This window comes from Sphingopyxis jiangsuensis (genome assembly GCF_016734905.1).
Lineage (GTDB): Bacteria > Pseudomonadota > Alphaproteobacteria > Sphingomonadales > Sphingomonadaceae > Sphingopyxis > Sphingopyxis jiangsuensis.
On the sequence record NZ_JAERPO010000001.1, the window covers coordinates 1 to 21,887 of the forward strand.

General features: G+C 63.4%; 18 protein-coding genes, 1 tRNA gene and 1 pseudogene. 7 read left to right on the forward strand and 13 right to left on the reverse strand.

The window, feature by feature from the left end; translation table 11 throughout:
* A pseudogene (locus tag JI743_RS00005) lies at window positions 1-208 on the forward strand (IS110 family transposase); the annotation flags it as partial.
* A 409-nt stretch (window positions 209-617) separates the two neighbouring features.
* Here the strand turns inward: JI743_RS00005 and JI743_RS00010 are convergent.
* From JI743_RS00010 to JI743_RS00035, 6 genes are read right to left on the reverse strand one after another with little or no spacing between them, the layout of a single operon-like run.
* On the reverse strand, window positions 618-2,183 hold the full coding sequence (locus JI743_RS00010) for an SMP-30/gluconolactonase/LRE family protein (protein ID WP_201924782.1): 1,566 nt from the start codon (window positions 2,181-2,183) through the stop codon (window positions 618-620).
* Window positions 2,180-3,157: a sulfotransferase domain-containing protein gene (locus tag JI743_RS00015; RefSeq protein WP_201924783.1), complete on the reverse strand. Its 978-nt coding sequence runs from the start codon at window positions 3,155-3,157 to the stop codon at window positions 2,180-2,182. Before JI743_RS00015 ends, JI743_RS00010 begins: the two co-directional genes overlap by 4 nt.
* Before the next feature lie 18 nt (window positions 3,158-3,175).
* Window positions 3,176-4,483 (reverse strand): NRAMP family divalent metal transporter, encoded by a 1,308-nt coding sequence (locus tag JI743_RS00020; protein ID WP_201924784.1) that lies wholly within the window; start codon window positions 4,481-4,483, stop codon window positions 3,176-3,178.
* Entirely contained in the window at window positions 4,480-4,926 is a 447-nt protein-coding gene (locus JI743_RS00025; RefSeq protein WP_201924785.1) for a nuclear transport factor 2 family protein, read from the reverse strand. The genes JI743_RS00020 and JI743_RS00025 overlap by 4 nt, the downstream gene beginning before the upstream one ends.
* Window positions 4,919-5,503, reverse strand: a complete 585-nt coding sequence (locus JI743_RS00030; protein WP_201924786.1) for a VOC family protein — start codon at window positions 5,501-5,503, stop codon at window positions 4,919-4,921. Before JI743_RS00030 ends, JI743_RS00025 begins: the two co-directional genes overlap by 8 nt.
* A 13-nt stretch (window positions 5,504-5,516) precedes the next feature.
* Entirely contained in the window at window positions 5,517-6,299 is a 783-nt protein-coding gene (locus tag JI743_RS00035; RefSeq protein WP_201924787.1) for an SDR family NAD(P)-dependent oxidoreductase, read from the reverse strand.
* A 304-nt stretch (window positions 6,300-6,603) separates the two neighbouring features.
* Here JI743_RS00035 and JI743_RS00040 point away from each other — a divergent pair, with 304 nt between their 5' ends.
* Both JI743_RS00040 and JI743_RS00045 read left to right on the forward strand, forming a co-directional pair.
* Complete coding sequence (locus JI743_RS00040) at window positions 6,604-8,304, forward strand: winged helix-turn-helix domain-containing protein (RefSeq protein WP_201924788.1); 1,701 nt, start codon at window positions 6,604-6,606, stop codon at window positions 8,302-8,304.
* Window positions 8,305-8,639: 335 nt separating this feature from the next.
* Window positions 8,640-9,137, forward strand: a complete 498-nt coding sequence (locus JI743_RS00045) for a hypothetical protein (RefSeq protein WP_201924789.1) — start codon at window positions 8,640-8,642, stop codon at window positions 9,135-9,137.
* Here JI743_RS00045 and JI743_RS00050 read toward each other — a convergent pair.
* The 3 genes from JI743_RS00050 to moaA all read right to left on the reverse strand — a co-directional run bounded on the left by JI743_RS00050 (window position 9,123) and on the right by moaA (window position 11,113).
* Window positions 9,123-9,197 (reverse strand) — tRNA-Asn (locus JI743_RS00050). The genes JI743_RS00045 and JI743_RS00050 overlap by 15 nt on opposite strands.
* Before the next feature lie 109 nt (window positions 9,198-9,306).
* A complete protein-coding gene (locus JI743_RS00055) occupies window positions 9,307-10,077 on the reverse strand; it encodes an NAD kinase (RefSeq protein WP_201924790.1) in 771 nt (256 codons plus the stop codon).
* A 25-nt stretch (window positions 10,078-10,102) separates the two neighbouring features.
* A complete protein-coding gene (gene moaA / locus JI743_RS00060; RefSeq protein WP_201924791.1) occupies window positions 10,103-11,113 on the reverse strand; it encodes a GTP 3',8-cyclase MoaA in 1,011 nt (336 codons plus the stop codon).
* 60 nt (window positions 11,114-11,173) lie between these two features.
* Here moaA and JI743_RS00065 point away from each other — a divergent pair, with 60 nt between their 5' ends.
* Complete coding sequence (locus tag JI743_RS00065) at window positions 11,174-12,370, forward strand: bifunctional diguanylate cyclase/phosphodiesterase (protein ID WP_201924792.1); 1,197 nt, start codon at window positions 11,174-11,176, stop codon at window positions 12,368-12,370.
* Window positions 12,371-12,462: 92 nt separating this feature from the next.
* On the opposite strand, the gene mfd is transcribed toward JI743_RS00065, so the two are convergent.
* Window positions 12,463-15,966 carry a transcription-repair coupling factor gene (gene mfd, locus JI743_RS00070; RefSeq protein WP_201924793.1) on the reverse strand — a complete coding sequence of 1,168 codons (3,504 nt, stop codon included), beginning with the start codon at window positions 15,964-15,966 and terminating at the stop codon, window positions 12,463-12,465.
* Window positions 15,963-16,223, reverse strand: coding sequence for an FAD assembly factor SdhE (locus tag JI743_RS00075; RefSeq protein WP_201924794.1), 261 nt, complete (start codon window positions 16,221-16,223; stop codon window positions 15,963-15,965). Before JI743_RS00075 ends, mfd begins: the two co-directional genes overlap by 4 nt.
* 146 nt (window positions 16,224-16,369) lie before the next feature.
* Here JI743_RS00075 and recG point away from each other — a divergent pair, with 146 nt between their 5' ends.
* Window positions 16,370-18,436, forward strand: coding sequence for an ATP-dependent DNA helicase RecG (gene recG, locus JI743_RS00080; protein ID WP_201924795.1), 2,067 nt, complete (start codon window positions 16,370-16,372; stop codon window positions 18,434-18,436).
* On the opposite strand, the gene JI743_RS00085 is transcribed toward recG, so the two are convergent.
* A complete protein-coding gene (locus JI743_RS00085) occupies window positions 18,433-18,774 on the reverse strand; it encodes a PilZ domain-containing protein (protein ID WP_201924796.1) in 342 nt (113 codons plus the stop codon). The genes recG and JI743_RS00085 overlap by 4 nt on opposite strands.
* A gap of 74 nt (window positions 18,775-18,848) precedes the next feature.
* Window positions 18,849-20,075 carry a tyrosine--tRNA ligase gene (gene tyrS / locus JI743_RS00090; protein WP_201924797.1) on the reverse strand — a complete coding sequence of 409 codons (1,227 nt, stop codon included), beginning with the start codon at window positions 20,073-20,075 and terminating at the stop codon, window positions 18,849-18,851.
* A gap of 100 nt (window positions 20,076-20,175) precedes the next feature.
* On the opposite strand from tyrS, the gene JI743_RS00095 reads away from it, so the two are divergent.
* Both JI743_RS00095 and JI743_RS00100 read left to right on the forward strand, forming a co-directional pair.
* Complete coding sequence (locus JI743_RS00095) at window positions 20,176-20,679, forward strand: DOMON-like domain-containing protein (protein WP_227339542.1); 504 nt, start codon at window positions 20,176-20,178, stop codon at window positions 20,677-20,679.
* A gap of 2 nt (window positions 20,680-20,681) precedes the next feature.
* Entirely contained in the window at window positions 20,682-21,884 is a 1,203-nt protein-coding gene (locus JI743_RS00100) for an exo-beta-N-acetylmuramidase NamZ family protein (RefSeq protein WP_201927169.1), read from the forward strand.
* The last annotated feature ends 3 nt before the right edge of the window (window positions 21,885-21,887 follow it).

Consider the following 21,887-nt stretch of genomic DNA (forward strand, 5'->3'; position numbering starts at 1 on the left):
GCAGATGCTGATCATTGGTGCCATGTCGCGATTGAACTGGATGGGACGCAAGGCGATCCCGGAAAGCTCATGGCTGGCGCGCATGATGGCCCGTAAGCCGCGCATGTTGGTCGCCATCGCACTAGCCAACAAGATGGCGCGCCAGATTTGGGCCATGTTGACAAAGAACGAAGACTACAAGAATCCGATGCCGGTCATGGCAGCCTGATAAGGCTATCCCAGAGCGGCTGGATGGAAGGGGTGTGAGAAGGCGACGACCCGAATGGGCAGAATGATCGAACAGATCTGGATCAGGAAAACCAGTTCAGGACTCGGAGCAAATCGAGCTCGCCAATGAGATTTGGACCTGATCCGCGGATCACCATACCGGCCAGCGGCCCCTGAAAGCGCCGCAATCTAGGCCTGACAGAAGACCGCACTCGATCACCAGTTCAAAAGGTCAGAAACCCTCTTGCATCACGGGCGGCAACCACAGAAGTCCTGACCCTAGACTGGCTGGAACGACGCGGCGGCTCAACGGCCGACTATCTGTTTTCAAGCCGGATTGATTCCGCTGGACACATATAGCTGGCGCGCAGAGCGTTGCCGCACCGCAGGGGCAGCGCCCCTCGCGCGGGTCAGTCATGATTTCCTCCATCGTTCGAAGTGGCCGACACAGGCCCCGTTCCTGGCTTCAGCCGCACCAGCGCATCGCCGAGGTTCGAGACGTAGACAGTCCCGTCCGGCGCAAGGATCACGCCCGTCACAAGCCCGGGAAGCGGCCCCCACATTGCAGGCGTGAGAAGCGAGAGCACCGGTTCGCCTGCCTCCAGCCGGCGCGCGGTTTCAGCGATGATCTGCGCGTTGGTGTCGGGGGTGGGGCTGAAGATCGTCTGGCGATCCCCGGTGCCGGGATCGACCCTGTAGACTGCATTGGCAAATGGGCTTGCGACCCAGAGCATGCCGTCAGCGCCGAGTTCGATATTGTCGGGCGTCGGCAGGGTCACAAGAATGCGCCGATCGCCGAGCGCGCCTGTATCGGGATCGACCGCAAAGCTGAGGATCCGGCTTTGCATGATTTCGGCTACATACAGCTTCTGGCGCGTTGCATCGAAGGCGATACCATTGGCAAAATCGAGGCTTGAAACCATTTCGACCGCGACCGGTTTGGCCCGGTCCAGCTCTTCGGGGGCTATCCGCCAGACCGATCCATCGCCGAGCGGCTTGTCTGCGGCTGCAAACATGCGTGCCTCGGATCCTTCGCCGGCTTTGTTCCGGGTCGACTGGGTGAACCAGATCGCCCCTGACGTATCTCGAACGACGGAGTTTACCCCGAAGGGATGGTCGTAGATCAGCGTGACCTGCTCGGTTTGCGTGTCGACGCGGTAGATGTGCCCGCCAGTGATGTCGGCAACGAGGACATGCCGGCCGTCGGGCTCGAAAGACACACCGTTGGGGCTGTTCCACAGCGGCTCGGCTTTGGTCCGGAAGCCGGCGGCGACGAAATTGCCAAAGGGGCGCCTGGTCCCATCGGGTGCCAGCGTCACCAACCCATGATCCCAGTCGCCAACCAGCAGGCGGCCATCGGGAAGCACCACACCGTCCTCGGCATGCGTCAGCGAGCCGTCGGAGGGGAAAAGCGAATACTCGGTCGTAAGACCCTTTGCGGTTTCGGCCGCTCCGATTGCGACTGGATCGCTCGTTTCCGCAGCGTCGTAGCTCACCAGCGGGGCGCACATGCCGCCAACGATCTTCCAGCCATCGTCGGTTGCCTGCCAGGTGTGGACGAATTTCTCGCGCTTTGATGCCGGGCCCCCACCGGCTTCGGTCCAGGTGGTGACTGCCGAGAGATAGGTGACTGCAAAACCGTTCTTGACGATTACCGCCTCTGCGGTCGGTACAGTCCGCTGCCCGCGCGCGGTCATACCTTCAAACCAAGCTTCAGCAAACTCGGCCAGCCCCGAAAGGTCGGCCGGGCCAGCCGCGCCGCAGGGCCAGCCGGTAAAGTCAGGATGCCAGAGGTCTAGATACCCTTCGAGATCGCGCGAATTTACCCGATCCCAGTAATCGACCTCGCCCTGCCAGACTGCGGCTTGCTCGGTGCTTAGCTCCACCGCGCGCTGTTCGGCAGTTTGGCTTTCGGCGTGTGCCGGGCAAGCGCTCGCGATAGCCGCAGCTGCGAGGAGTGTGAGATTGCGGATCACTTTGTCGGCCCTCTTGTTTCGGTTTTTTGGTCAGAAGCGGGTGTCGGATCGCCCGCGGCATGCCGTCCTTTTTCCAACCACCGCGCCAGGTCTTCCGGCACAGAAGCTTCGATCGCGGCGCGATAGTCGGCGAGGTCCTGTTCGGTGAGGACAGCTTTCCAGCGATCATTGGTGCCCTTGTGAAGAAACGTGTCCGTGCCGCCCTTGAAGGCGACGTTGATAATGCCAAGCATCTTGGCACCGTCGCGCTTCATGCTCGAAAAGCCGGCCGCCTCGACGATTTGCGCCATCAGCGGCTCGGGCGTTTTGATCCCGCAGAAATCGCCGATCCGGCGTATCTCGCCTTCGAGGTCGGCTTTCAGATCGTTGTAATGGACAAGCAGGACGTTCGGGCGGTGCCGCTCGTCCCAGAAACTGCGTTCGAGCTCCAGGAATTCGGCGATGGTGAAATCATCGAAAGGCGCATAGGCAGGATCGCGAAGCCAGCGGCGGAAGAAAGCGCGCGCATCCGCCCGTGCCCTTGGATAGGGGCGGGCGATCTGCGGGTCGTCGAGACCGCTCTGGTCCAGCGTCTCTTCGAACTCCGCCGTATAATGCGTCGCGTGATTGTGAAATGACATCGCCGCATCGCGCGGATCGCGTGCGACATTGATGTAAAGAACGTTGTCGTGGAGCGGCAATGCAGTCAGCGGCGAATGGCTCTTGAGCGAACGCACTCCGGGCGCCTGTGACAGGGCTTCGGCAATCTCTGCCTGTGGCGTGAAGCGCGCGTCCAGCCACGGTTGCTCATCGATGAAGGGGCGGGGCTCTGCCGATTGATGAAGCAACATGCTGACGATGCGCTGCGTCCAGGTGGTCCCCGTCTTCGGCGGCGTACAGATCAGTATGTCGCCTGCACGGAATTCGAAATCGTCCCAGACCCGCGTATCGGTGTGCCAGGTGCGGATGGTTTGTTGCGGCTTCTGGATGAGCAAGGCTCTTCTCCCGGGCGTTTATCGCAAGGTGAAAAACGCAGCCGTCAGACCGAGCATGACGATGATGGCTGCAAGATTGAGGGCCTGGATCCGCCGCGACGGGCGCGCCTCGGCAGGCATGGTGGGCCCGGTCACCGAAAGGTGATTGAGGATGGCGATCACCGGCGCTGCTATGAACGCAAGGCTGGTTGCAAGGTCCATCAAGGTGGTGAAATCGGACAGCAGGGTGAACAGAACGAGGATATCGAGCCCCACGATGACAGGGACGACTACCCGGTAGATCGCGCCGAAGAAGGCTGGCTCGGTGCGGTCCGTCGCCTGCTGCACTGTAGATGCCACGATCCGGCAGCCGATATCGACGCCGCCCAGCAGCGTGGTCAGCATCACGCTGAGCGCGGCAACCGAAGCCAGGAGCGCAGCGCCATCGCCGAGGACGGAGCGGTAAAGATCAATCACTTGCGCCGCGAATGCCGGCGCGCTGCTTTCAGGCGTTACCGCGCCTGAATGCATGACTCCGGCGCCCATGATGCAGAAGCAGATCGCCAGGATCGCGGTCAACGCATAGCCGGATGCAAATGCCAACCGCGCATCTTCGAGCCGGCTGCCCCCACCGCTTCCCGAATTCTCGCCGCGAAGGTCGCTCTCCACTCTCGCTGTCCAGAGAGATTGAGAGACCGACACTTCGAGCGGGTTGGGCATGAAGCCGGCCAGCGCGATCACGAACAGCACGGCAACCGGATCCATCATCCATGTGAAGTCGGTGAGCGTGGGCCACGCAACCCGCGGCAATACCAGCGCGGTTGCCAGCACGGTCGAGATGACGAGGAAGGACAGCAGGACGCGGTTGATCTTGTCGAGCCAGTCATATCCTCCGGCAAGGAGCACGCCGCCCACGCTCAGCAGCAGGATTGCCCCGACGACCGGCGTCGTTGCATCGATACCGGTGACCGCTATGAAGACGCCCGAAGTAGCGGCCGCGACCGCGCCGTGAATGATGGGAGTGATTGGCAAGATCGCCAGCGCGAACAGCAGCACCGCCCAGCGGCCCAAGTGCCGGTAACCGGCAAGGATCGATTGCCCGGTCGTATGCCCATAATCTACCCCGAAGCGAAATGCCGGATATTTGAGGAGGTTGGCGAGCACGATGACGCCCACCAGACCCAGACCATATACTGCCCCTGCGCGGGTCGACTGGACGAGATGCGAGGTTCCGATCGCCACGCCGGAAAACAGCAGCGCGGGGCCGATCAATCGCCATACGGCTTGCTTGCGACCGACAGCGTCGGCCGGTTTTATGGGTTGCGGATGGGCGCTGGCGACATTCATGCCGGGCTGGCGTCGAATACGGTCGATTGCCTGACGGCTACCTTCCAGCCGTCAGGCTTGAGCTGCCAGAGATCGGTGAAGCGCCGGCGCACCGTGTGCCCGGCATTTGGAGCGCCGCCGATTGGTTCGAACACTTCGCCGCCCATCAGGATGACTTCGTCGTCGCCCCGCGGCGCTGCGTAGTCGATGGTCCGGTGAAAGTAGGAATAAGCGAGTTTGCCGCCCGCGAAAAAGCGCGCGCTGTCGGCGATGCGACTGATCGCATTCATCGGGTTGTTGGTGACCGATTCCTCGTCGAACGCGGCCAGAAACCCGTCCTTGTCGCCAGCTACGATCGCAGCATCGAGCGCGCTCATCGCCTCGATTGCGGCGGCAACACGCGGATGTTCCAGCGCCTTGGCTACCGCCGCGTCGGCGGCTTCCCATTTGCTCATCTTATCCATCCACCATCTCCATGAGTTCGCCCCTGATCGGCGAGACCGGACCGTTCGCATCGATTCTGAGCAGGTCGGCCTCGGCCATTCCGCCGCGCAATTTCGCGAGCCATTCGTCGGGGTCGAATTCGACGCCGACAGGGTTTTCACCGAATTTTTCGCCCTTGAAGTAGCGTGTGCACTCTGCCTTGCTGGCGAAGCAGTCGACGCTGAATTCCATCTGGTTGCCGTCGGGATCGGCGTAATAGAGCGAGGCGCTCATCCCGTGATTGACGCACCAATAGGGTTCGACGCCCTGCGCCTTGAGATCGGCATAGGCCTCGAGCAGTTCCGCCATAGACGGGCAGTCATAGGCGATATGATCGACCCCGATCGGCCCGCGATGATCGAGCCCGTCGCCCGGTGCAATCACGTCGAGATCGGCAAAGGCAAAGCGGTGATGTTCCTCGTCATGCGTGAGGAATGCGAGTGCCGGGTTCTGATGAACGATCTCGGCCCCGAAGACCTTTGCATACCAGTCGAGCATCTCGGAAAGACGCCTCGTGCGATAGACGACATGGGCCGGTTTGGGCGCGGGGATGGGCATTGGGCTTCCTCCTTCAAAAGACCGAATATCCGCCGTCCACCGGCAAGGTGACGCCGGTGACAAAACGGGCTGCGTCGCTGGCGAGGAAAACGGCGGCGCCGGCGCATTCTTCGGGCTCGCCCCAGCGCCCCATCGGTGTCCGGGCCAGCAGCATCGTCTGGAAATCCGCCCAGTCGGGGTCGTCGCGGGCGACCTGCGTCATCTCGGTGGTAATCCAGCCTGGAGCGATGGCATTGACCTGGATGCCGTGCGGAGCCAGTTCGACCGCCATCGCCTTGGTAAGCTGGACGATCCCGCCCTTGGCCGCGCCGTAACTCGGCAAGGCTGCGGCTCCGAAGATCGAGTACATGCTTGCAAGGTTGATGATCTTGCCCGACCCCCGTTCGATCATCGAGGTCGCCGCCAGCTTCGACAGAAGCATCGTGGCGGTGAGATGGGTTGCGATGGCATTGTCCCAGCCGTCTTCCGACTGGTGCAGCACGCCGCCGCTGATATCGGTGTTCCCGGCATTGTTGACGAGAATGTCGAGCGGACCGAGCGCCTCTTCCACCTGCGCTAAGCCAGGGGCAAGCGCGGCGCGATCTGTGACGTCAAGCCCGCAGGCATGGGACGCAACGCCGAGCGCCTCGATCTCGCGTCTGACGTAAGCGCTGCGCTCGCCATCACGCGCCATGATCGCCACCGAGGCACCCGCTTGCGCGAAGCCTAGCGCGATGGCCCGCCCGATGCCGCGATTGCCTCCGGTGACGCAAGCAACTTGTCCGGAAAGGCCGAAGGATGGTCCCTGCGTGGTCATGGTGATCAATTCGCCGCCCCGGCAGGATTCAATGCAGCCAGGATCTCGAACAGGAAATTTGGATTGTTCATGCCATTATCCCCCCGGATTGGCCGCTTCCCCCAATATCGAGCGACCTGCGCCATTCATGGTCGAGCACCGCCGCCCACGTCCTGATGCTAAGGTTCGTTTGGTCTTAGGTTTTCCTTATGCGCTGAAATCGCGTAATTATTTTACGAACCTGGATGCAATAAAAATGCAGTTCGTACATCCGCGCGTACTGGTTTAAGACGTGAGCGGGGCATTGCAGGGGGTGCGAGACAGGATGGATGCCAATTCAGGGCCGATGATCGCAGGCGGCCAATTCGTTGTCGCCGGCGTGACGGCTGACCCATCTGCGCTGACGCTGACAAGCGAGCTCGGCGTTTCGACGATCGAACCCAAGATGATGGCGTTGCTGGTGGTCTTCTCGCAACGACCCCGCCAGCTATGGACGCGCGGGGAGCTTTGCGATGCGCTATGGTCATCGGGTCATGGAAGCGACGAGGGTCTAAGCAGGCTCGTGTCGCTCCTGCGCAAGACGCTGGCGAACGATCATGGCGCGGAAGATGTTATCACTACCGTCCCGACGCTTGGATACCGGCTGGACGCCGATGTGCTCACGGACAAGACATCATACAGCGCCGCTTTGCCTGCCACGAAAGGCGCGCCGGCAACGGGCGGATGGCGGAAAACCGCAGCGATCGTGGTCCTGTTCGCCGCCATCGTCGCGGCGATATGGTTCAGCATGGCCGACGATACAGGAGAGGCGGTTGCCAGGGACGAGCCGGAAACCAGCCTTGCCATCCTGCCTTTTGAAAATCTGACCGGGACCAGCCAGCAGGCCTTTCTCGCTGAGGGCATGACACGTGACCTCACTTCGTTGTTGTCGAGGGTGCCTCGGCTGAGAGTTGCGCCGTACAGTTCCGCCCGAATCTTTGCAGATGACAGTCGGCGTGCTGCGGCGGCCGAAGCGCTGGGCGTGCGCTACATCGTGTCCGGGTCCCTTACGACACAGGGCGACCAACTGGTTCTGAGGGTGGATTTGAGCGATGCAGCGAGCAACCAGCAAGTCTGGTCGAAGCGATTTGTCGAACCGCTCACGGGCTTCTTCGATCTTCAGCAGGACGTGATCCAGGCTATCTCGACTTCGGTATCGTCGGAGATCCAGGCGTTCGAGATGAGGGCGGTCCAGGATAAGGGCCGGTTCAATCTGTCAGTCTATGAACTGGTGCAAAGAGCGCGGTCGCGTCGCTACGCCTATGGCCGCGAAGCTGCGATGATGACGATTGAAGATGTGCAGCGCGCGCTCGAAATCGATCCGGATAATTACTCGGCCCAGGCGATCCTGGCTACACAGCTCGCACAAAATGTCATCAGCGGATATTCGGACGACCCGGCCCGCGACATTCCAAGGGTGCTCCAGATGCTGGAGCAAATGCGCGCACGGTCGCCGCGTGATCCCGAAGTTCTGACCGCCACAGCCCTTGTCCGCCTCTATGTCCAGGGCGACGAAAAGGCCGCGATCAGGTTGCTGGAGGAATCGCTGGCGATCGACCCGAATGAACCGCACGCATCCGCAGTGCTGGGTTTGCAGAAATGCTATCAGGGCGAACATGCCGAGGGGATGCGACTGATCGTTGATGCTGAGGCACGGGCGCCCAATCATCCGCGCTACGCGATCTGGCCGTGGTTCAGGGCCGGATGTCACGGCGCACAGGGGGAAAACCGATTGGCGCGCGATGCTGCGCAGGATGCAATCGATCGGAACCCCAATTACTCGGGACCATATTATTCTTACGCTCATTACGCATGTCTTTTGGGCGATCGTGAAGACGCACGAGAGACGGCGGCAAGAGCGAGAAGCATCGACCCCAGGTTCAACCTGAGAAGGTTCGAACGCCTGATGGCGACGGTCAATTATCCTGGCCCTCCTGACCACACACGCGAGGAGGCGGACGCACGTGTTCGCGCCTGCCTTGGGTGAAGCCAATTCCAAGGTCGTAGTTGCTTGGTGCTGCAATAGGTCTCACCCAATCCGGTCAATCGACCGTTGACTTGCATCGGATCATCTGCGGAAGGCCCACTTTTCAGGAGATCAAGCAGAGTGCAGACTGTCCGCCACCGGCCATCATTTGAACGTCCGTTATATCGACCGGCCCCCGCCATTGACTGAAGTGACGCTATTGTGGGAAGAATTCGACGTGGGTCTCAGCGGTGCGACCATAATAGACTATGCGGCGCCCGAGGAAGGAGACGAGATAGCCCGCACAGCCGGCTGCCTTCGCTTCCCGGCTGAAGGCAGCGTAGCTGACGCCGCGCATGCACCAATGGCTCGGCCAGGCACTGAAAGAAAACAGCGACCTTATAGAAACCGAACACGCGCGCGTGCTCGACCGTCTCCGCCGCGATCAGGACGACATCCGTGAACGCATGAAGAAGGCCTACCTCGACCACGTCGATGGCAAGCTCGACGAAAGTCTCTTCGCCCGAATCTCCGAAGACTATCGCGAAGACCTGAAGGGGTTGTCGCGGGAGTTCGATCGTCTGTCAGAGGCCGATCATGCCTATATCGACGACGGCATCGCGCTGCTGGGCATCGCCAAGGACGCACGCCGGATGTTCGGGGAAGCCGATTTTGCGGGTAAGAGAAACATTCTCCACCACCTACTATCGAACTGTTCCTACAAGGACGGAGAGGTGTCAGTGACCTTCCGTAAACCCTTTGATATCATTGTGGAAAGTCTGCCGAAGGCCAAGGCTTCGGAGGGTGCTTCAAGCGCCAAAATCGGCAAAAATCGGAAATGGCTCCCCGGGTAGGATTCGAACCTACGACCGATCGATTAACAGTCGATTGCTCTACCGCTGAGCTACCGAGGAACAAACCGCCGTGGCGGGCAAGGCGGTCCCTTTGCCGCCAACCGATGTTTTTATCAAGGGGGTATTCGGAAAAAATTCTCGCGTCAGCGATCGGTCGGCCGCTTTGCGGTCAGACGATGAATTGTTCCATCGCGATGCGTTCGTCGAGGCCTTGGTCGGGGTCGAACAACAGGGTGAGCGGGCGGCTGCGATCGGTGGTGACGCGCACGGTCTTTACGTCGCGAATCTCGCGCTGGTCGGCGACCGCAGAAACGGGGCGTTTGGCGGCCTCGCGAACATTGAAGCGGATGCTGGTCGATTCGGGAACGAGCGCACCGCGCCAGCGCCGCGGACGAAAGGGGCTGATCGGTGTGATCGCCAGCATTTCCGATTCCAGCGGCAGGATCGGACCGTTGGCGCTGAGGTTATAGGCGGTCGAACCCGCCGGCGTCGCGACGAGCACCCCGTCACACGCGAGTTCTTCCAGCATCGTGCGCTCGTTGATCAGAACCTCGAGCTTTGCCGCCTGGCGCGTTTCGCGGAGCAGCGAAATCTCGTTGATCGCGGGCAGGATGTGGCGTTCGCCGCTGATCGTCGTGATGTCGCCAGACAGCGGGTGGATCAGGAAGGGCCGCGCCGACGCGATACGTTCGAGCAAGCCTTCGACGCGAAATTCGTTCATCAGGAAGCCAACGGTGCCACGGTTCATTCCGAACACGGGCATGTTGCGCCGCTGGTCGAGCAACTGGTGCAGCATGTGGAGAAGAAATCCGTCGCCGCCGAGCGCGATGAGCAAGTCGGCCTCGGCAATGTCGACAAAGTCGTAAAGCGGCCGCAGTTCGGCCTCCGCCTCCAGTGCCGACGGCGCGTTCGACGCGACGAGCGCGATCTTGCGTTGCATTCTGTATCCCCCTCCGGACGGGGTCCTACCCGCCCGTTGCACTCATGTGACGCGCGACCGCCGGCTCAGACTTTCGTTCGATAAGAAAGTCATGCGCGCGGGGTTTGCCAGCCAATGCCGCGTCAATCAACCCGTCGACATGGCCCATGTCGCCGGTGCGCAGTGCGGCGCGCAGGTCGACGTGATCGTCCTGGCCGAGGCACATATAGATGCGCCCCTCGACCGTCAGGCGGATGCGGTTGCAGGTGGCGCAGAAATTGTCGCTGAGCGGCGTGATCAGCCCCAGCGTCACCGGGCTGCCTTCGACCGCGAAATAGCGCGCCGGGCCACCCGTGCGCTGCGCGGTGGGAAAGATCGCGCACTTGTCGCGCAGCGGCGCAATGAACTGGTGGAGGGGGATATAATGGTCGCTCCGGTCGCTTTCGACCTCGCCGAGCGGCATCGTTTCGATAAGGGTAAGGTCGCATCCGGTGGCGGCGCACCAGTCGAGCATCGGCAACAACTGGTCTTCGTTGATGTCCTTCAACGCGACCATGTTGATCTTGACCGAGAGGCCCGCCTTGCGCGCTGCGGTGACACCGTCCAGCGCCACCGAGAGATTACCGACACGGGTGATATGGCGGAAGGCTTGCGGGTCGAGCGTGTCGAGGCTGACGTTGACGCGCCGGACGCCCGCTGCCGCCAGCATCGGCGCATGTTCGGCAAGCCTCATCGCATTGGTGGTCAGCGTCAGCTCGTCGAGGCCATTCCCGATCAGTGCGCCGAGACGCTTTGCGAGCGTGTCGATGCCGCGGCGCACGAGCGGTTCGCCGCCGGTCAGCCGGATGCGACGGATGCCGCGCGCAACAAACCGTTCGGCGAGGTCGCCCATTTCCTCTATGCTGAGCACCGCCGATTTGGGGAGGAAGGTCATATCCTCCGCCATGCAATAGCGGCAGCGCAGGTCGCAGCGGTCGGTGACCGACAGGCGCAAATAACTGATCCGGCGACCATGGGCGTCGGTGAGTTGGGCGCTGTAGGGCGAATTCGCGTCCATCGGCACAATGTGATGCAAAAGGGAAGGGAATGGCAAGAAAAGCCTGCTAGGGGGGCGCCAATGAATCATAGGGACGATACGAACGCTGCGAGCGTCCGCCACTTGCAGGCGCTGCAAGCGCAACACGAGACTGACGTTGGCGTCATCCTGGTGCAGGTCGACCAGCTTGCGCGCATTAATCACAGCGCGGGCCCCGAGGCAGGAGACGCGCTGCTCGAAGAGGTCGCGCGACGGCTTGAAACTTTTGCCAGCGACGAATTGGGCCCTGGTTCGCATGTCGCACGGCTCGGCGGTCCGCGTTTCCTGATCGCGCCGGCAACGCCGCTTTCGCTCGGCGCGCTTCATGCGCAGGAGCGCGCGCTGCACCTCGTCCTTGCCGAGCCGATGGTCGGCGACCCCGCCGGCCGGCTTGCAATCCGTATTGCCGCCGCGGTAATCACGCGCGACGAACCAATCGACGAACAACTGCGTGCCGCCGCCGATCAACTGGCGCGCCCGGCATCGGCGCGCGACGGTGCGATGGTCAAATCGGCGCTGGCGCATAATGAAGTCGCCATATTCTATCAGCCGCAGTTCGACGTCGCCTCGGGAGCGATGGTGGGTGTCGAAGCTCTGCTGCGCTGGCAGCATCCCGAACTTGGTTTGCTCGGCGCGGGGCCGCTCGTCACTGCCGCGCGCGCCGCGCGGCTCGAATGCGAGCTGACCGAACATGCGCATCGCGTCGCGCTGACCGAGATTGCCACGTGGCCGGCAGCGCTTGCAAAGCTTCATGTTGCGCTCAACATCACCGCCGCCGATCTGGGCGACCCAGAATTTGCCGACCGTTTTGCAGCGATGGTGCGTGCCAGCGATGTTGCGCCGGACCGCTTGACGCTCGAGCTCACGGAGCAGGCGATGCTCAGCGATCCGGCGAGCGCCGCGGCGCAGCTTTCGCAGCTGCGTGCGCTCGGCTGCGCAATCGCAATCGACGATTTTGGGACGGGCTATTCCAGCCTGTCGCTGCTCGCGCGGTTGCCGATCGATTATTTGAAGATCGACAGCGGCTTTACCCGCACAATCGATGGCAGCGATCGCGATCGAATCGTCGTGCGCGCGATCGTTGACTTGGCGCGCGCTCTGGGGCTGCGTGTGGTCGCCGAGGGGGTCGAAAAGGAGACGCAGCTCGCGCGGCTCGCTGAACTGGGCGTCGCGAGCTGGCAGGGGTTCCTGAAATCGGGGCCGGTTCCGGGAGATCAACTGTCGGAGTTGATAGAATAATCATCGCCCGCGCGCAGGCAGGTGCCGTCGGCAACTTTGAGCCGCGTTGCTGGGTAAACCGATAGCGGCCCCCGCTTGCGCGGGGGCAACGGCTACCCCGCCTGCTTCGCCAGCTTGCCTAATCCCTTTGACAATTGCAGCGCGCCGTTGAGCCGTGCGCCCGCGCTGGCCCACTCGCCGCTCACCGACAGCTTGTTGTCGGGGCGGATGCGCGCGCGGCCCTTCAGCCGCTCGACATAGGCGATCAGGCCGGGGACGTTCGCAAATTCGTCGTCGTGGAAGCTGACGAGGGCGCCCTTCGTTCCGACGTCGAGCTTTGCGATGCCTGCGGCCTTCGCGTTCGCCTTGATTTCCATAAGCTGGATCAGATTTCCAGTTTCTGGCGGCAGTGGACCGAACCGGTCGATCATCTCGGCAGCGAAGCCGTCGAGCGCGGCGCGGTCCTCGGCTTCGTTGAGGCGGCGGTAGAGCGCCATGCGCAGCGGGAGGTCGGGAACATAATCCTCGGGAATCAGGATCGGCGCATCGACGGTGATCACCGGCGACAAGGCTTCGCGCGGCGGTGCGACGCCGGCGCCCTCGGCCTTGGCGACAAGGATCGCTTCTTCCAGCATCGACTGGTACAGCTCGAACCCGACCTCGCGGATATGCCCCGACTGCTCGTCGCCGACGAGATTGCCTGCGCCGCGAATGTCGAGATCGTGGCTCGCGAGCTGAAAACCTGCGCCAAGCGTGTCGAGATCGCCGAGCAGTTTCAGCCGCTTTTCCGCCGTGTCGGTGATGGCGCCGGTTTCGGGCGTCGTGAGATAGGCGTAGGCGCGCGTTTTCGACCGCCCTACGCGCCCGCGAAGTTGGTAGAGCTGCGCGAGCCCGAAGCGGTCGGCGCGGTGGACGATCAGCGTGTTGGCGCTCGGGATATCGAGCCCGCTTTCGACGATGGTGGTCGAGACGAGCACGTCATATTTGCGGTCGTAAAAGGCGCTCATTCGTTCTTCGACCTCGCCCGGTGCCATCTGGCCGTGCGCGACGACATATTTGATTTCCGGTACGCGGTTGCGCAGGAACTCCTCGATATCGGGCAGATCCTTGATGCGCGGGGTGACAAAGAAGCTCTGCCCCCCTCGATCATGTTCGCGCAGCAGCGCCTCGCGGATGACGACCGGGTCCCACGGCGCGACATAGGTGCGCACCGCGAGCCGGTCGACGGGCGGTGTCTGAATGACGCTGAGTTCGCGCAGCCCCGACATCGCCATCTGGAGCGTGCGCGGGATCGGCGTCGCGGTCAGCGTCAGCACATGGACGTCGGCCTTGAGCTGCTTGAGCCGTTCCTTGTGAACGACGCCGAAACGCTGTTCCTCGTCGACGATGACGAGGCCGAGATTCTTGAACTCGACCGATTTCGCGATCACTGCATGGGTGCCGACGACGATGTCGATCTGGCCGCTCGCAAGGCCTTCGCGCGTCTTTTGCGCCTCGGCAGCAGGGACGAGGCGCGACAGGCGGCCGATATTGACCGGAAAGCCTTTGAAGCGTTCGACGAAATTGGTGAAATGCTGGCGTGCGAGCAAGGTGGTGGGCACGACCACCGCGACCTGCACCCCCGCCATCGCCGCGACGAAGGCGGCGCGCAGCGCGACCTCGGTCTTGCCGAAGCCGACGTCGCCGCACACTAGTCGATCCATCGGGCGGCCCGACGCCATATCCTCGAGCACGTCGCCGATCGCGCGATCTTGGTCGTCGGTTTCCTGATAAGGGAAGCGGTCGGCAAAGGCGGGATAGGCGGCGTCCTGCGCCAGCACGTCGCCGGGGCGCAGCGCTCGCTGGGCCGCTGTGCTCAGCAGTTCGCCCGCAATCTCGCGGATGCGTTCCTTCATCCGCGCCTTACGCCGCTGCCACGCCTCGCCGCCGAGCTTGTCGAGCGCGACGCCTTCGCTCTCGCCGCCGTAGCGCGAAAGGACGTCGAGATTCTCGACCGGAACGTAGAGCTTGTCGCCGCCCGCATAGGTGAGCGCGACGCAATCGTGCGGACTGCTTCCCACCGGGATCGAGGTCAGCCCTTCATAGCGGCCGATGCCGTGATCGAGGTGGACGACAAGGTCGCCGACACTGAGTGTCGCGAGCTCGGCAAGGAAAGCATCGGCGCTTTTGCGCTTTTTGTTGCGGCGAACAAGCCGCTCGCCGAGGATATCCTGTTCGGTGAGCAGGCTGAGCGCGCCCGAGGCGAAACCGTGGTCGAGCGGGAGGACGATGAGGGCGACGGTGCCCGTTCCAAGTGACCCTTTTTCGGAACTCAAGCCCAACGCCGCCTGCCATGTCTCGGCGAGCGCGAGCCCCGTTACCCCATGCTCCTTCAGCAGTCCTGCAAGCCGGTCGCGCGCACCGCTCGAATAGCTGGCGATGATCGTGCGTCTTCCCTTGCGACGCTCGTCGGCCAGATGGTCGGCGACCTTGTCATAGACGTTGAGGTCGGCGGCGCGTTCGGGGGTGAAATCGCGCGCGGCAACGGTTTCGAGGTCGAGCACGCCTGCTGCTTCGGGCACGTCGAACGGCGTGGCGATATGGATTGGCCGCGCCGCCTCGGCATCGCGCCATTCGCCTTCGGTCAGATAGAGTGCATCGGGTGCCAGCGGACGGTAACTGCCCGCTTGCTCTTGCTCGGCGGCGACGCGGTTGGCGTGATAGTCGCGGATTGCCTCGAAGCGCGTGTCCGCGGTCGCGTCGGTGCGGTGGCCGCGCAGCACGGGGGTTTCCGCCGCAATATGGTCGAACAGGATCGAGAGTCGCTCCTCGAACAGCGGCAGCCAATGGTCCATCCCCGCCTGTCGCCGGCCCTCGCTCACTGCTTGATAGAGCGGATCGCCCGTCGCTTGCGCGCCGAACAGCTCACGATAGCGGGTACGAAAGCGCTTGACCGTCGCTTCGTCGAGCAATGTTTCGGCGGCGGGGAGCAGTTGCAGCGCCTTGGCGGGCCCCAGGCTGCGTTGGTCGGCGGGATCGAAGCGACGGATGCTCTCGATCTCGTCACCAAAGAAGTCGACGCGCAGGCCCGTTTCTTCGCCTGCGGGGAAAAGGTCGACGAGGCTGCCGCGCACCGCGAACTCGCCCTGGTCGGCAACGGTGTCGACGCGGCTGAAGCCGTTGGCGACGAGCAATTCGGCGAGCGCATCGCGGTCGATCCGCTGCCCGGACGCCAGCGTCGTTGCGAGCTGGCGGATGCGAAAAGGCGTCAGCGTGCGCTGGGTAATCGCCGCGACAGTCGTCAAGATCAGTTCGCCGCGACGAGCCGGCGCCTGCAGCGCCGAAAGCGTGGCAAGCCGGTCGGCGCTGACGCGCATCGATGGCCCCGCGCGGTCATAGGGAAGGCAATCCCAGGCCGGGAAACGATGGACGACGAGGTCGGGTGCGAAGAAAGGCGCGGCGTCGGCGATCGCCTGCATCGCGGCATCGTCGGTCGCGATATAGAGCAGCCGGTGCTCGCTCGCACGCGCCAGATCGGCGAGCAGCAGCGGCAGGAAGCCGTCGGCCGCGCGCGCGAGCGTCAGCGGCGCAGACGCCTGCCCGATGGCGGCAAAAATATCGGCGGCGGGTCGCGTCATGGCAGCGGGATATAATCCAGACGCCGCATCGCAGCGATGAGTTCCGGGCGGTCGAGATGCGCCGGCGGCGCGCCGGTGCCGAGCGCCCAGCCCATGATGTCGACATCATCCTCGTCGCAGACCGCCTCGAACCAGTCGATCTCCGCCGCACCCCATTCGGGCGAATAGCGATCGAAAAAGCCGCCGATCATATAATCGGCTTCGCGCGTGCCGCGATGCCAGGCGCGAAATTTCAGGCGTTTCAGGCGGTCTTGCATGGCGGGCCTTTTAGAGCGGTGGCGCTAGGTATCAAGTGACGACCCTTCGCTCGCTTTCGTCATCCCGGCGAAGTCCGGGATGACGAAAGATGATGTTCGAGAGGGTGATGCAACTTCGCAAAGCTCACGCTACACAGCAACGACCGATGCGACCCGATATCCTCAACCCGCTCTTCGCCGCGCTCACCGACCTCAAGGGCGTCGGGCCGCAACTTGCGAAGCCGCTCGCGCGGCTCGGGCTCGAGCGGGTGGTCGATGTGCTTTTCCACCTGCCGACGGGGCTGATTTCGCGCGTGCCCGTCGAGCGGCTCGACGATGCGCAGCCGGGACAGACGATCATCGTCGAGGTGGCCGCGCAGGACTATCGCCCCGGCCGCAGCCCGCGCGCGCCCTTCGGGGTCGAGGCGTTCGACAGTGCGGGCGACCATGTGCGGCTTGTCTATTTCGGCCGCACTTCGGGCCTCGCGCGCAAGCTCTTCCCGCTCGGCGAGAAACGCCGCGTGTCGGGGCGGCTCGATCTTTATGGCGACATGCGCCAGATCGTCCACCCGGATCATGTCGCCGAGCCGGGCGACGAGGGCGGCATCGCTGTACACGAGCCCGTCTATCCGCTGACCGAGGGGCTGACCAACGCGCGGCTGTCGCAGCTGGCGGCGGTGGCGCTCGAACGGCGGCCCGAATTGGCCGAATGGATCGACGCGCCCCTGCTCGCGAGCCGGGGCTGGCCTGCGTGGCGCGACGCGCTCGAACGCGCGCATGCCAGCCCGCGCGACGAGGCGGCGCGCGACCGGCTCGCCTATGACGAAATCTTTGCGAGCCAGGTTGCGTTGATGCTGATCCGCGAAGGATTGCGGACGCGCAAGGGCAGGGCGATCGTCGGCGACGGGCGGCTGACCGGTGCGCTGCAGCTGCCTTTCGGCCTGACGGGCGCGCAAGAGCGCGTCGGGCGCGAGATTGCGGGCGACATGGCGCAGGATACGCCGATGCTGCGGATGCTGCAGGGCGATGTCGGATCGGGCAAGACGCTCGTCGCGCTGCGCGCGATGCTGGCGGCGGTCGAAGCGGGGACGCAGGCGGCGCTGCTCGCGCCGACCGAAATCCTCGCGCGCCAGCATTATGCGACGTTGCAGCAAATGCTCGCGGGCCTGCCGGTCAATCTCGCGATTCTCACCGGGCGCGACAAGGGCCGCGCGCGCGAATCGACACTGATGGGGCTCGCCGACGGCAGCATCGACATCCTCGTCGGTACGCATGCGATCTTCCAGCAGGCGGTGACCTATCGCGACCTCGCGCTCGTTGTCGTCGACGAACAGCATCGTTTCGGCGTCGCGCAGCGGTTAATGCTCACGGACAAGGGCGCGCGGCCCCCGCATCTGCTCGTGATGACCGCGACGCCGATCCCGCGGACGCTTCTGCTCGCCAATCATGGCGAGATGGACGTGTCGCGCCTCGACGAAATGCCGCCGGGCCGCACGCCGGTCGACACGCGCGTCGTATCGATCGAACGACTCGACGAGGTCGTCGCGGGGCTCGAGCGGCAACTCGATGGTGGCGCGCAGGCCTATTGGGTGTGTCCGCTTGTCGCCGAGAGCGAAACGAGCGAGCTGGCGGCAGCCGAGGAGCGCGCGGCGCTGCTCCGTGCGCGGCTGGGGGGCGAGCGGGTCGGGCTTGTCCACGGGCAGATGAAGGGCGCGGACAAGGATGACGTCATGGCGCGGTTCGCGGCGGGCGAGATTGGCGTGCTCGTCGCGACCACGGTGATAGAGGTCGGGGTCGATGTTCCTGCGGCTAGCCTGATGATCGTCGAACATGCCGAGAATTTCGGTCTCGCGCAGCTGCACCAGCTTCGCGGTCGCGTCGGACGCGGTGCGGCAAAATCGGTGTGCTTGCTGTTGCGTTCGCCGAACCTGTCGGAGACGGCGCGTGAACGGCTGGCGCTGATGCGCGAGACAAACGACGGATTCGTCATTGCCGAAAAGGATCTCGAACTGCGTGGCGGGGGCGAATTGCTTGGGCTCAAGCAATCGGGCGACGCCGATTATCGCGTCGCGAGCGCCGAACAGCTCGTGCGGCTTCTCCCCGCAGCGCACGACGACGCGCGGCTCTTCGTCGAGCGCGACGGCGGCATAACGGGGAAACGGGGGGAGGCGGTGCGTCTGTGCCTTTATCTCTTCGAGCGCGATGCGGCGGTGCCGCTGCTCCGAAGCGGTTAGTTGACGTCGCCGCGCGCACCCATCGCGCGGATCATCGGCAGATAGTCTTCGACCGAGATCGACTTGTCGAACTGCACACCCGTCTTGCCGCCGAGCGACCAGATGACCTTTGCCGCGGTGCGGCCGATGATCGGCATGCGGAAGACGACGAGGTCGCCGGGCTCGAGCCCGCGTTCATAACGCATCAGCAGGCCGTCGGCGCTGATGTTGACGCAGGTGCACATTTCCTGCCGCCCGTCAGGCAACACGAAAGGCAAGCGGCAATAGACGTCGCTACGCGGCGCGATCCGCTGGTCGAGGCCAACGTAATGGGCCTTGCTGGTGTCAATCTTGCGCATTCGAACTGAACCCTTGTTATGTGCGTACAAGGATCGGCAGAATTACTGAAGAATCAGTAAATCCGGCTTTGGCTTTAGCGCGTGACGAGACCGTGCTTTTTCGACCCCAGGCTGAGCGGAACGGGGTCGTCGGCAGGCAGGATTTTGTGGTGCGGATCGCGGACCGCGACCCCGTCCACCTTGACCGCACCTTCGTCGAGTTTGCGCCGCCCTTCCTTGTTCGAGGCGGTGAAGCCCAGCTCACGAAGCGCGGTCAAAATGTCGATCCCCCCGGCGGGCGCTGTGACCTGCGGCAGGTCGCCACCTATCTGACCCTTTTCAAAGGTTTGCGTGGCGGTTTCGGCGGAGATTCTTGCTGCTTCCGGGCCGCGGCACATCGCGGTCGCCGCGTTCGCCAGCACCTTCTTCGCTTCGTTGATTTCGGCGCCGTCGAGCGCCTCGAGCCGCGCGATCTCGTCGAGCGGAAGATCGGTGAACAGCTTCAGGAATCGCCCGACGTCGCGGTCGTCGCAATTGCGCCAATATTGCCAATAGTCGTAATCACTGAGCTGTCCCGAATTGAGCCACACCGCGCCCGCTGCAGTTTTGCCCATTTTGGCGCCCGCAGCCGTCGTGAGCAGCGGAGTCGTCAAGCCGAACAGTTCGGCGCCGTCCATCCGGCGGCCGAGTTCCATGCCATTGACGATATTGCCCCACTGGTCCGACCCGCCCATTTGCAGCCGTACGCCCATTGCTTTCGACAGGTGGCGGAAATCGTAACCCTGCAGGATCATGTAGTTGAATTCGAGGAAGGTCATCGGTTGTTCGCGGTCGAGCCGCAGCTTGACCGAATCGAAGGTCAGCATTCGGTTGATGGTGAAGTGCGTGCCGACTTCCTGAAGCAGTTCGATATAGCCGAGCTGTCCCAACCAGTCGTGATTGTTCACCATCACCGCGTCGGTCGGGCCGTCGCCGAAGGTCAGGAAGCGTTCGAAAATGGTGCGGATCGACGCGATATTCGCCTCGATCGTTGCGTCATCGAGCATCTTGCGGCTTTCGTCGCGACCGGTCGGGTCGCCGATCCGCGTCGTTCCGCCGCCCATCAGCACGATCGGCTTGTGCCCCGCCTGTTGCAGGCGGCGCAGCATCATGATCTGGACGAGGCTGCCGACGTGCAGCGACGGCGCGGTCGCGTCGAAGCCGATATATCCCGGAACGACCTGTTTCGCGGCGAGCGCATCGAGCCCTTCCGCGTCGGTCATCTGATGGATATAGCCCCGTTCATCGAGCAGGCGCAGCAGGTCGGATTGATAGGTCGTCATAACAGCCTCTTGGAAAGCCGGGGGCGCTTAGCATGGGGTTTCGGATTTGGGTAGCATGCGCGCGGAATTGATATGTCATCCGCAGACCCCGGCGAAAGCTGTGCGATCGGTTGCGGTCGAGGTGACGCTGTCGTTCGACGATGGTTTTGCTCTGGAGTTCGTCGTCGCGGGCGATATCGCCGCGGTCATCCTCCCCGAAGGGCAGGGCGAACTCGTCATCGCTGACAGCGCGACCGACGGACTGTGGCAAAGCAGCTGTTTCGAAGCCTTTCTGACCGACGAGGGCGGAACAGACTATACAGAATTCAATTATGCGCCGGACGGTCGCTGGGCCTGTTACCAGTTTGACGATTATCGCGTATTGCAGCGGCCGGACGAGCTGGCGCCCTGGGCGATGCAGGCCGCGCGCGAGGCGACGCGCTACGCGCTGCGAATAGAGCCGGGGATATTGCCCGAAGCGACGACGAAACTCGGCCTGTCGGCCGTGATCGAGGAGGTGGATGGGACCAAGAGCTTTTGGGCGCTCGCGCATCCGCCGGGCAGACCCGATTTTCATCATCCCGATTGCTTCGCGCTCACGCTTGGGGCACCCGACGCGTCATGACCGTGAAATTTGGCATCGACCGCCTGCTCGCCGACCCCCTCCTTCGCCAACCGCTGGAGGGCAAGCGCGTGGCTCTGCTCGCCCACCCGGCATCGGTGACGGCCGACCTCGTCCACAGCCTCGACGCGCTCGTCGCGGCGGGGGTGAATGTGACCGCGGTGTTCGGTCCCCAGCATGGCGTGCGCGGAGATTTGCAGGACAATATGATGGAATCGCCCGATTTCACCGACCCGGTGTACGGCGTTCCCTGTTTCAGCCTCTATGGCGAGGTGCGCCGCCCGACCGGTCAGTCGATGCACAGCTTCGATGTGCTGCTGGTGGATCTGCAGGATCTGGGCTGCCGCATCTACACCTATGTGACGACGCTCCTTTATGTGCTTGAGGCCGCCGCCAAACACCGCAAGGCGGTGTGGGTGCTCGACCGTCCGAACCCCGCCGGACGACCGGTCGAAGGCACATTGCTGCGCGAAGGCTGGGAGAGTTTTGTGGGCGCGGGGCCGATGGCGATGCGCCACGGCCTGACGATGGGCGAGATGGGGCGCTGGTTCATCCGCCATTTCGATCTCGACGTCGATTATCGGGTGATCGAGATGGAGGGGTGGGAGCCACAAGGCGCGGGCTTCGGCTGGCCCGCCGACCGCGTCTGGATTAACCCCAGCCCCAATGCCGCAAACCTCAACATGGCGCGCGCCTATGCCGGAACGGTGATGGTCGAAGGCGCGACCTTGAGCGAAGGGCGCGGAACCACGCGCCCGCTGGAACTGTTCGGCGCGCCCGACATCGACGCGCGCGCGGTAATTGCCGAGATGCAACGGATCGCGCCCGAGTGGCTTGCCGGGTGCAAGCTGCGCGACCTGTGGTTCGAGCCGACCTTCCACAAGCATGTCGGCCGCCTCAACAGCGGCGTCCATATCCATGCCGAGGGGCCGTGGTACGATCATAACGCCTTTCGTCCCTGGCGTGTCCAGGCGCTCGGCTTCAAGGCGATCCGCAGCCTTTATCCCGACTACCCGATCTGGCGCGGGCTCGATTTCAAATATGAATATACTGACGACGTGCTCGCGATCGACGTGATCAACGGCTCGCCGCTGCTGCGCGAGTGGGTCGACGATGCAGGCGCCGCGCCGGGCGACCTCGACGCGCTCGCGCTGCCCGATGAAGCGGCGTGGCGGGACGAGATTTCACAGCTTCTTCTTTACAGCTGAAAG

Coding starts and splice junctions, on each gene's coding strand:
- JI743_RS00020 (WP_201924784.1), bottom strand. CDS start 4,483: ATGAATGTCGCCAGCGCCCATCCGCAACCCATAAAACCGGCCGACGCT.
- JI743_RS00025 (WP_201924785.1), bottom strand. CDS start 4,926: ATGGATAAGATGAGCAAATGGGAAGCCGCCGACGCGGCGGTAGCCAAG.
- JI743_RS00030 (WP_201924786.1), bottom strand. CDS start 5,503: ATGCCCATCCCCGCGCCCAAACCGGCCCATGTCGTCTATCGCACGAGG.
- JI743_RS00035 (WP_201924787.1), bottom strand. CDS start 6,299: ATGACCACGCAGGGACCATCCTTCGGCCTTTCCGGACAAGTTGCTTGC.
- JI743_RS00040 (WP_201924788.1), top strand. CDS start 6,604: ATGGATGCCAATTCAGGGCCGATGATCGCAGGCGGCCAATTCGTTGTC.
- JI743_RS00045 (WP_201924789.1), top strand. CDS start 8,640: ATGCACCAATGGCTCGGCCAGGCACTGAAAGAAAACAGCGACCTTATA.
- JI743_RS00055 (WP_201924790.1), bottom strand. CDS start 10,077: ATGCAACGCAAGATCGCGCTCGTCGCGTCGAACGCGCCGTCGGCACTG.
- moaA (WP_201924791.1), bottom strand. CDS start 11,113: ATGGACGCGAATTCGCCCTACAGCGCCCAACTCACCGACGCCCATGGT.
- JI743_RS00065 (WP_201924792.1), top strand. CDS start 11,174: ATGAATCATAGGGACGATACGAACGCTGCGAGCGTCCGCCACTTGCAG.
- mfd (WP_201924793.1), bottom strand. CDS start 15,966: ATGACGCGACCCGCCGCCGATATTTTTGCCGCCATCGGGCAGGCGTCT.
- JI743_RS00075 (WP_201924794.1), bottom strand. CDS start 16,223: ATGCAAGACCGCCTGAAACGCCTGAAATTTCGCGCCTGGCATCGCGGC.
- recG (WP_201924795.1), top strand. CDS start 16,370: ATGCGACCCGATATCCTCAACCCGCTCTTCGCCGCGCTCACCGACCTC.
- JI743_RS00085 (WP_201924796.1), bottom strand. CDS start 18,774: ATGCGCAAGATTGACACCAGCAAGGCCCATTACGTTGGCCTCGACCAG.
- tyrS (WP_201924797.1), bottom strand. CDS start 20,075: ATGACGACCTATCAATCCGACCTGCTGCGCCTGCTCGATGAACGGGGC.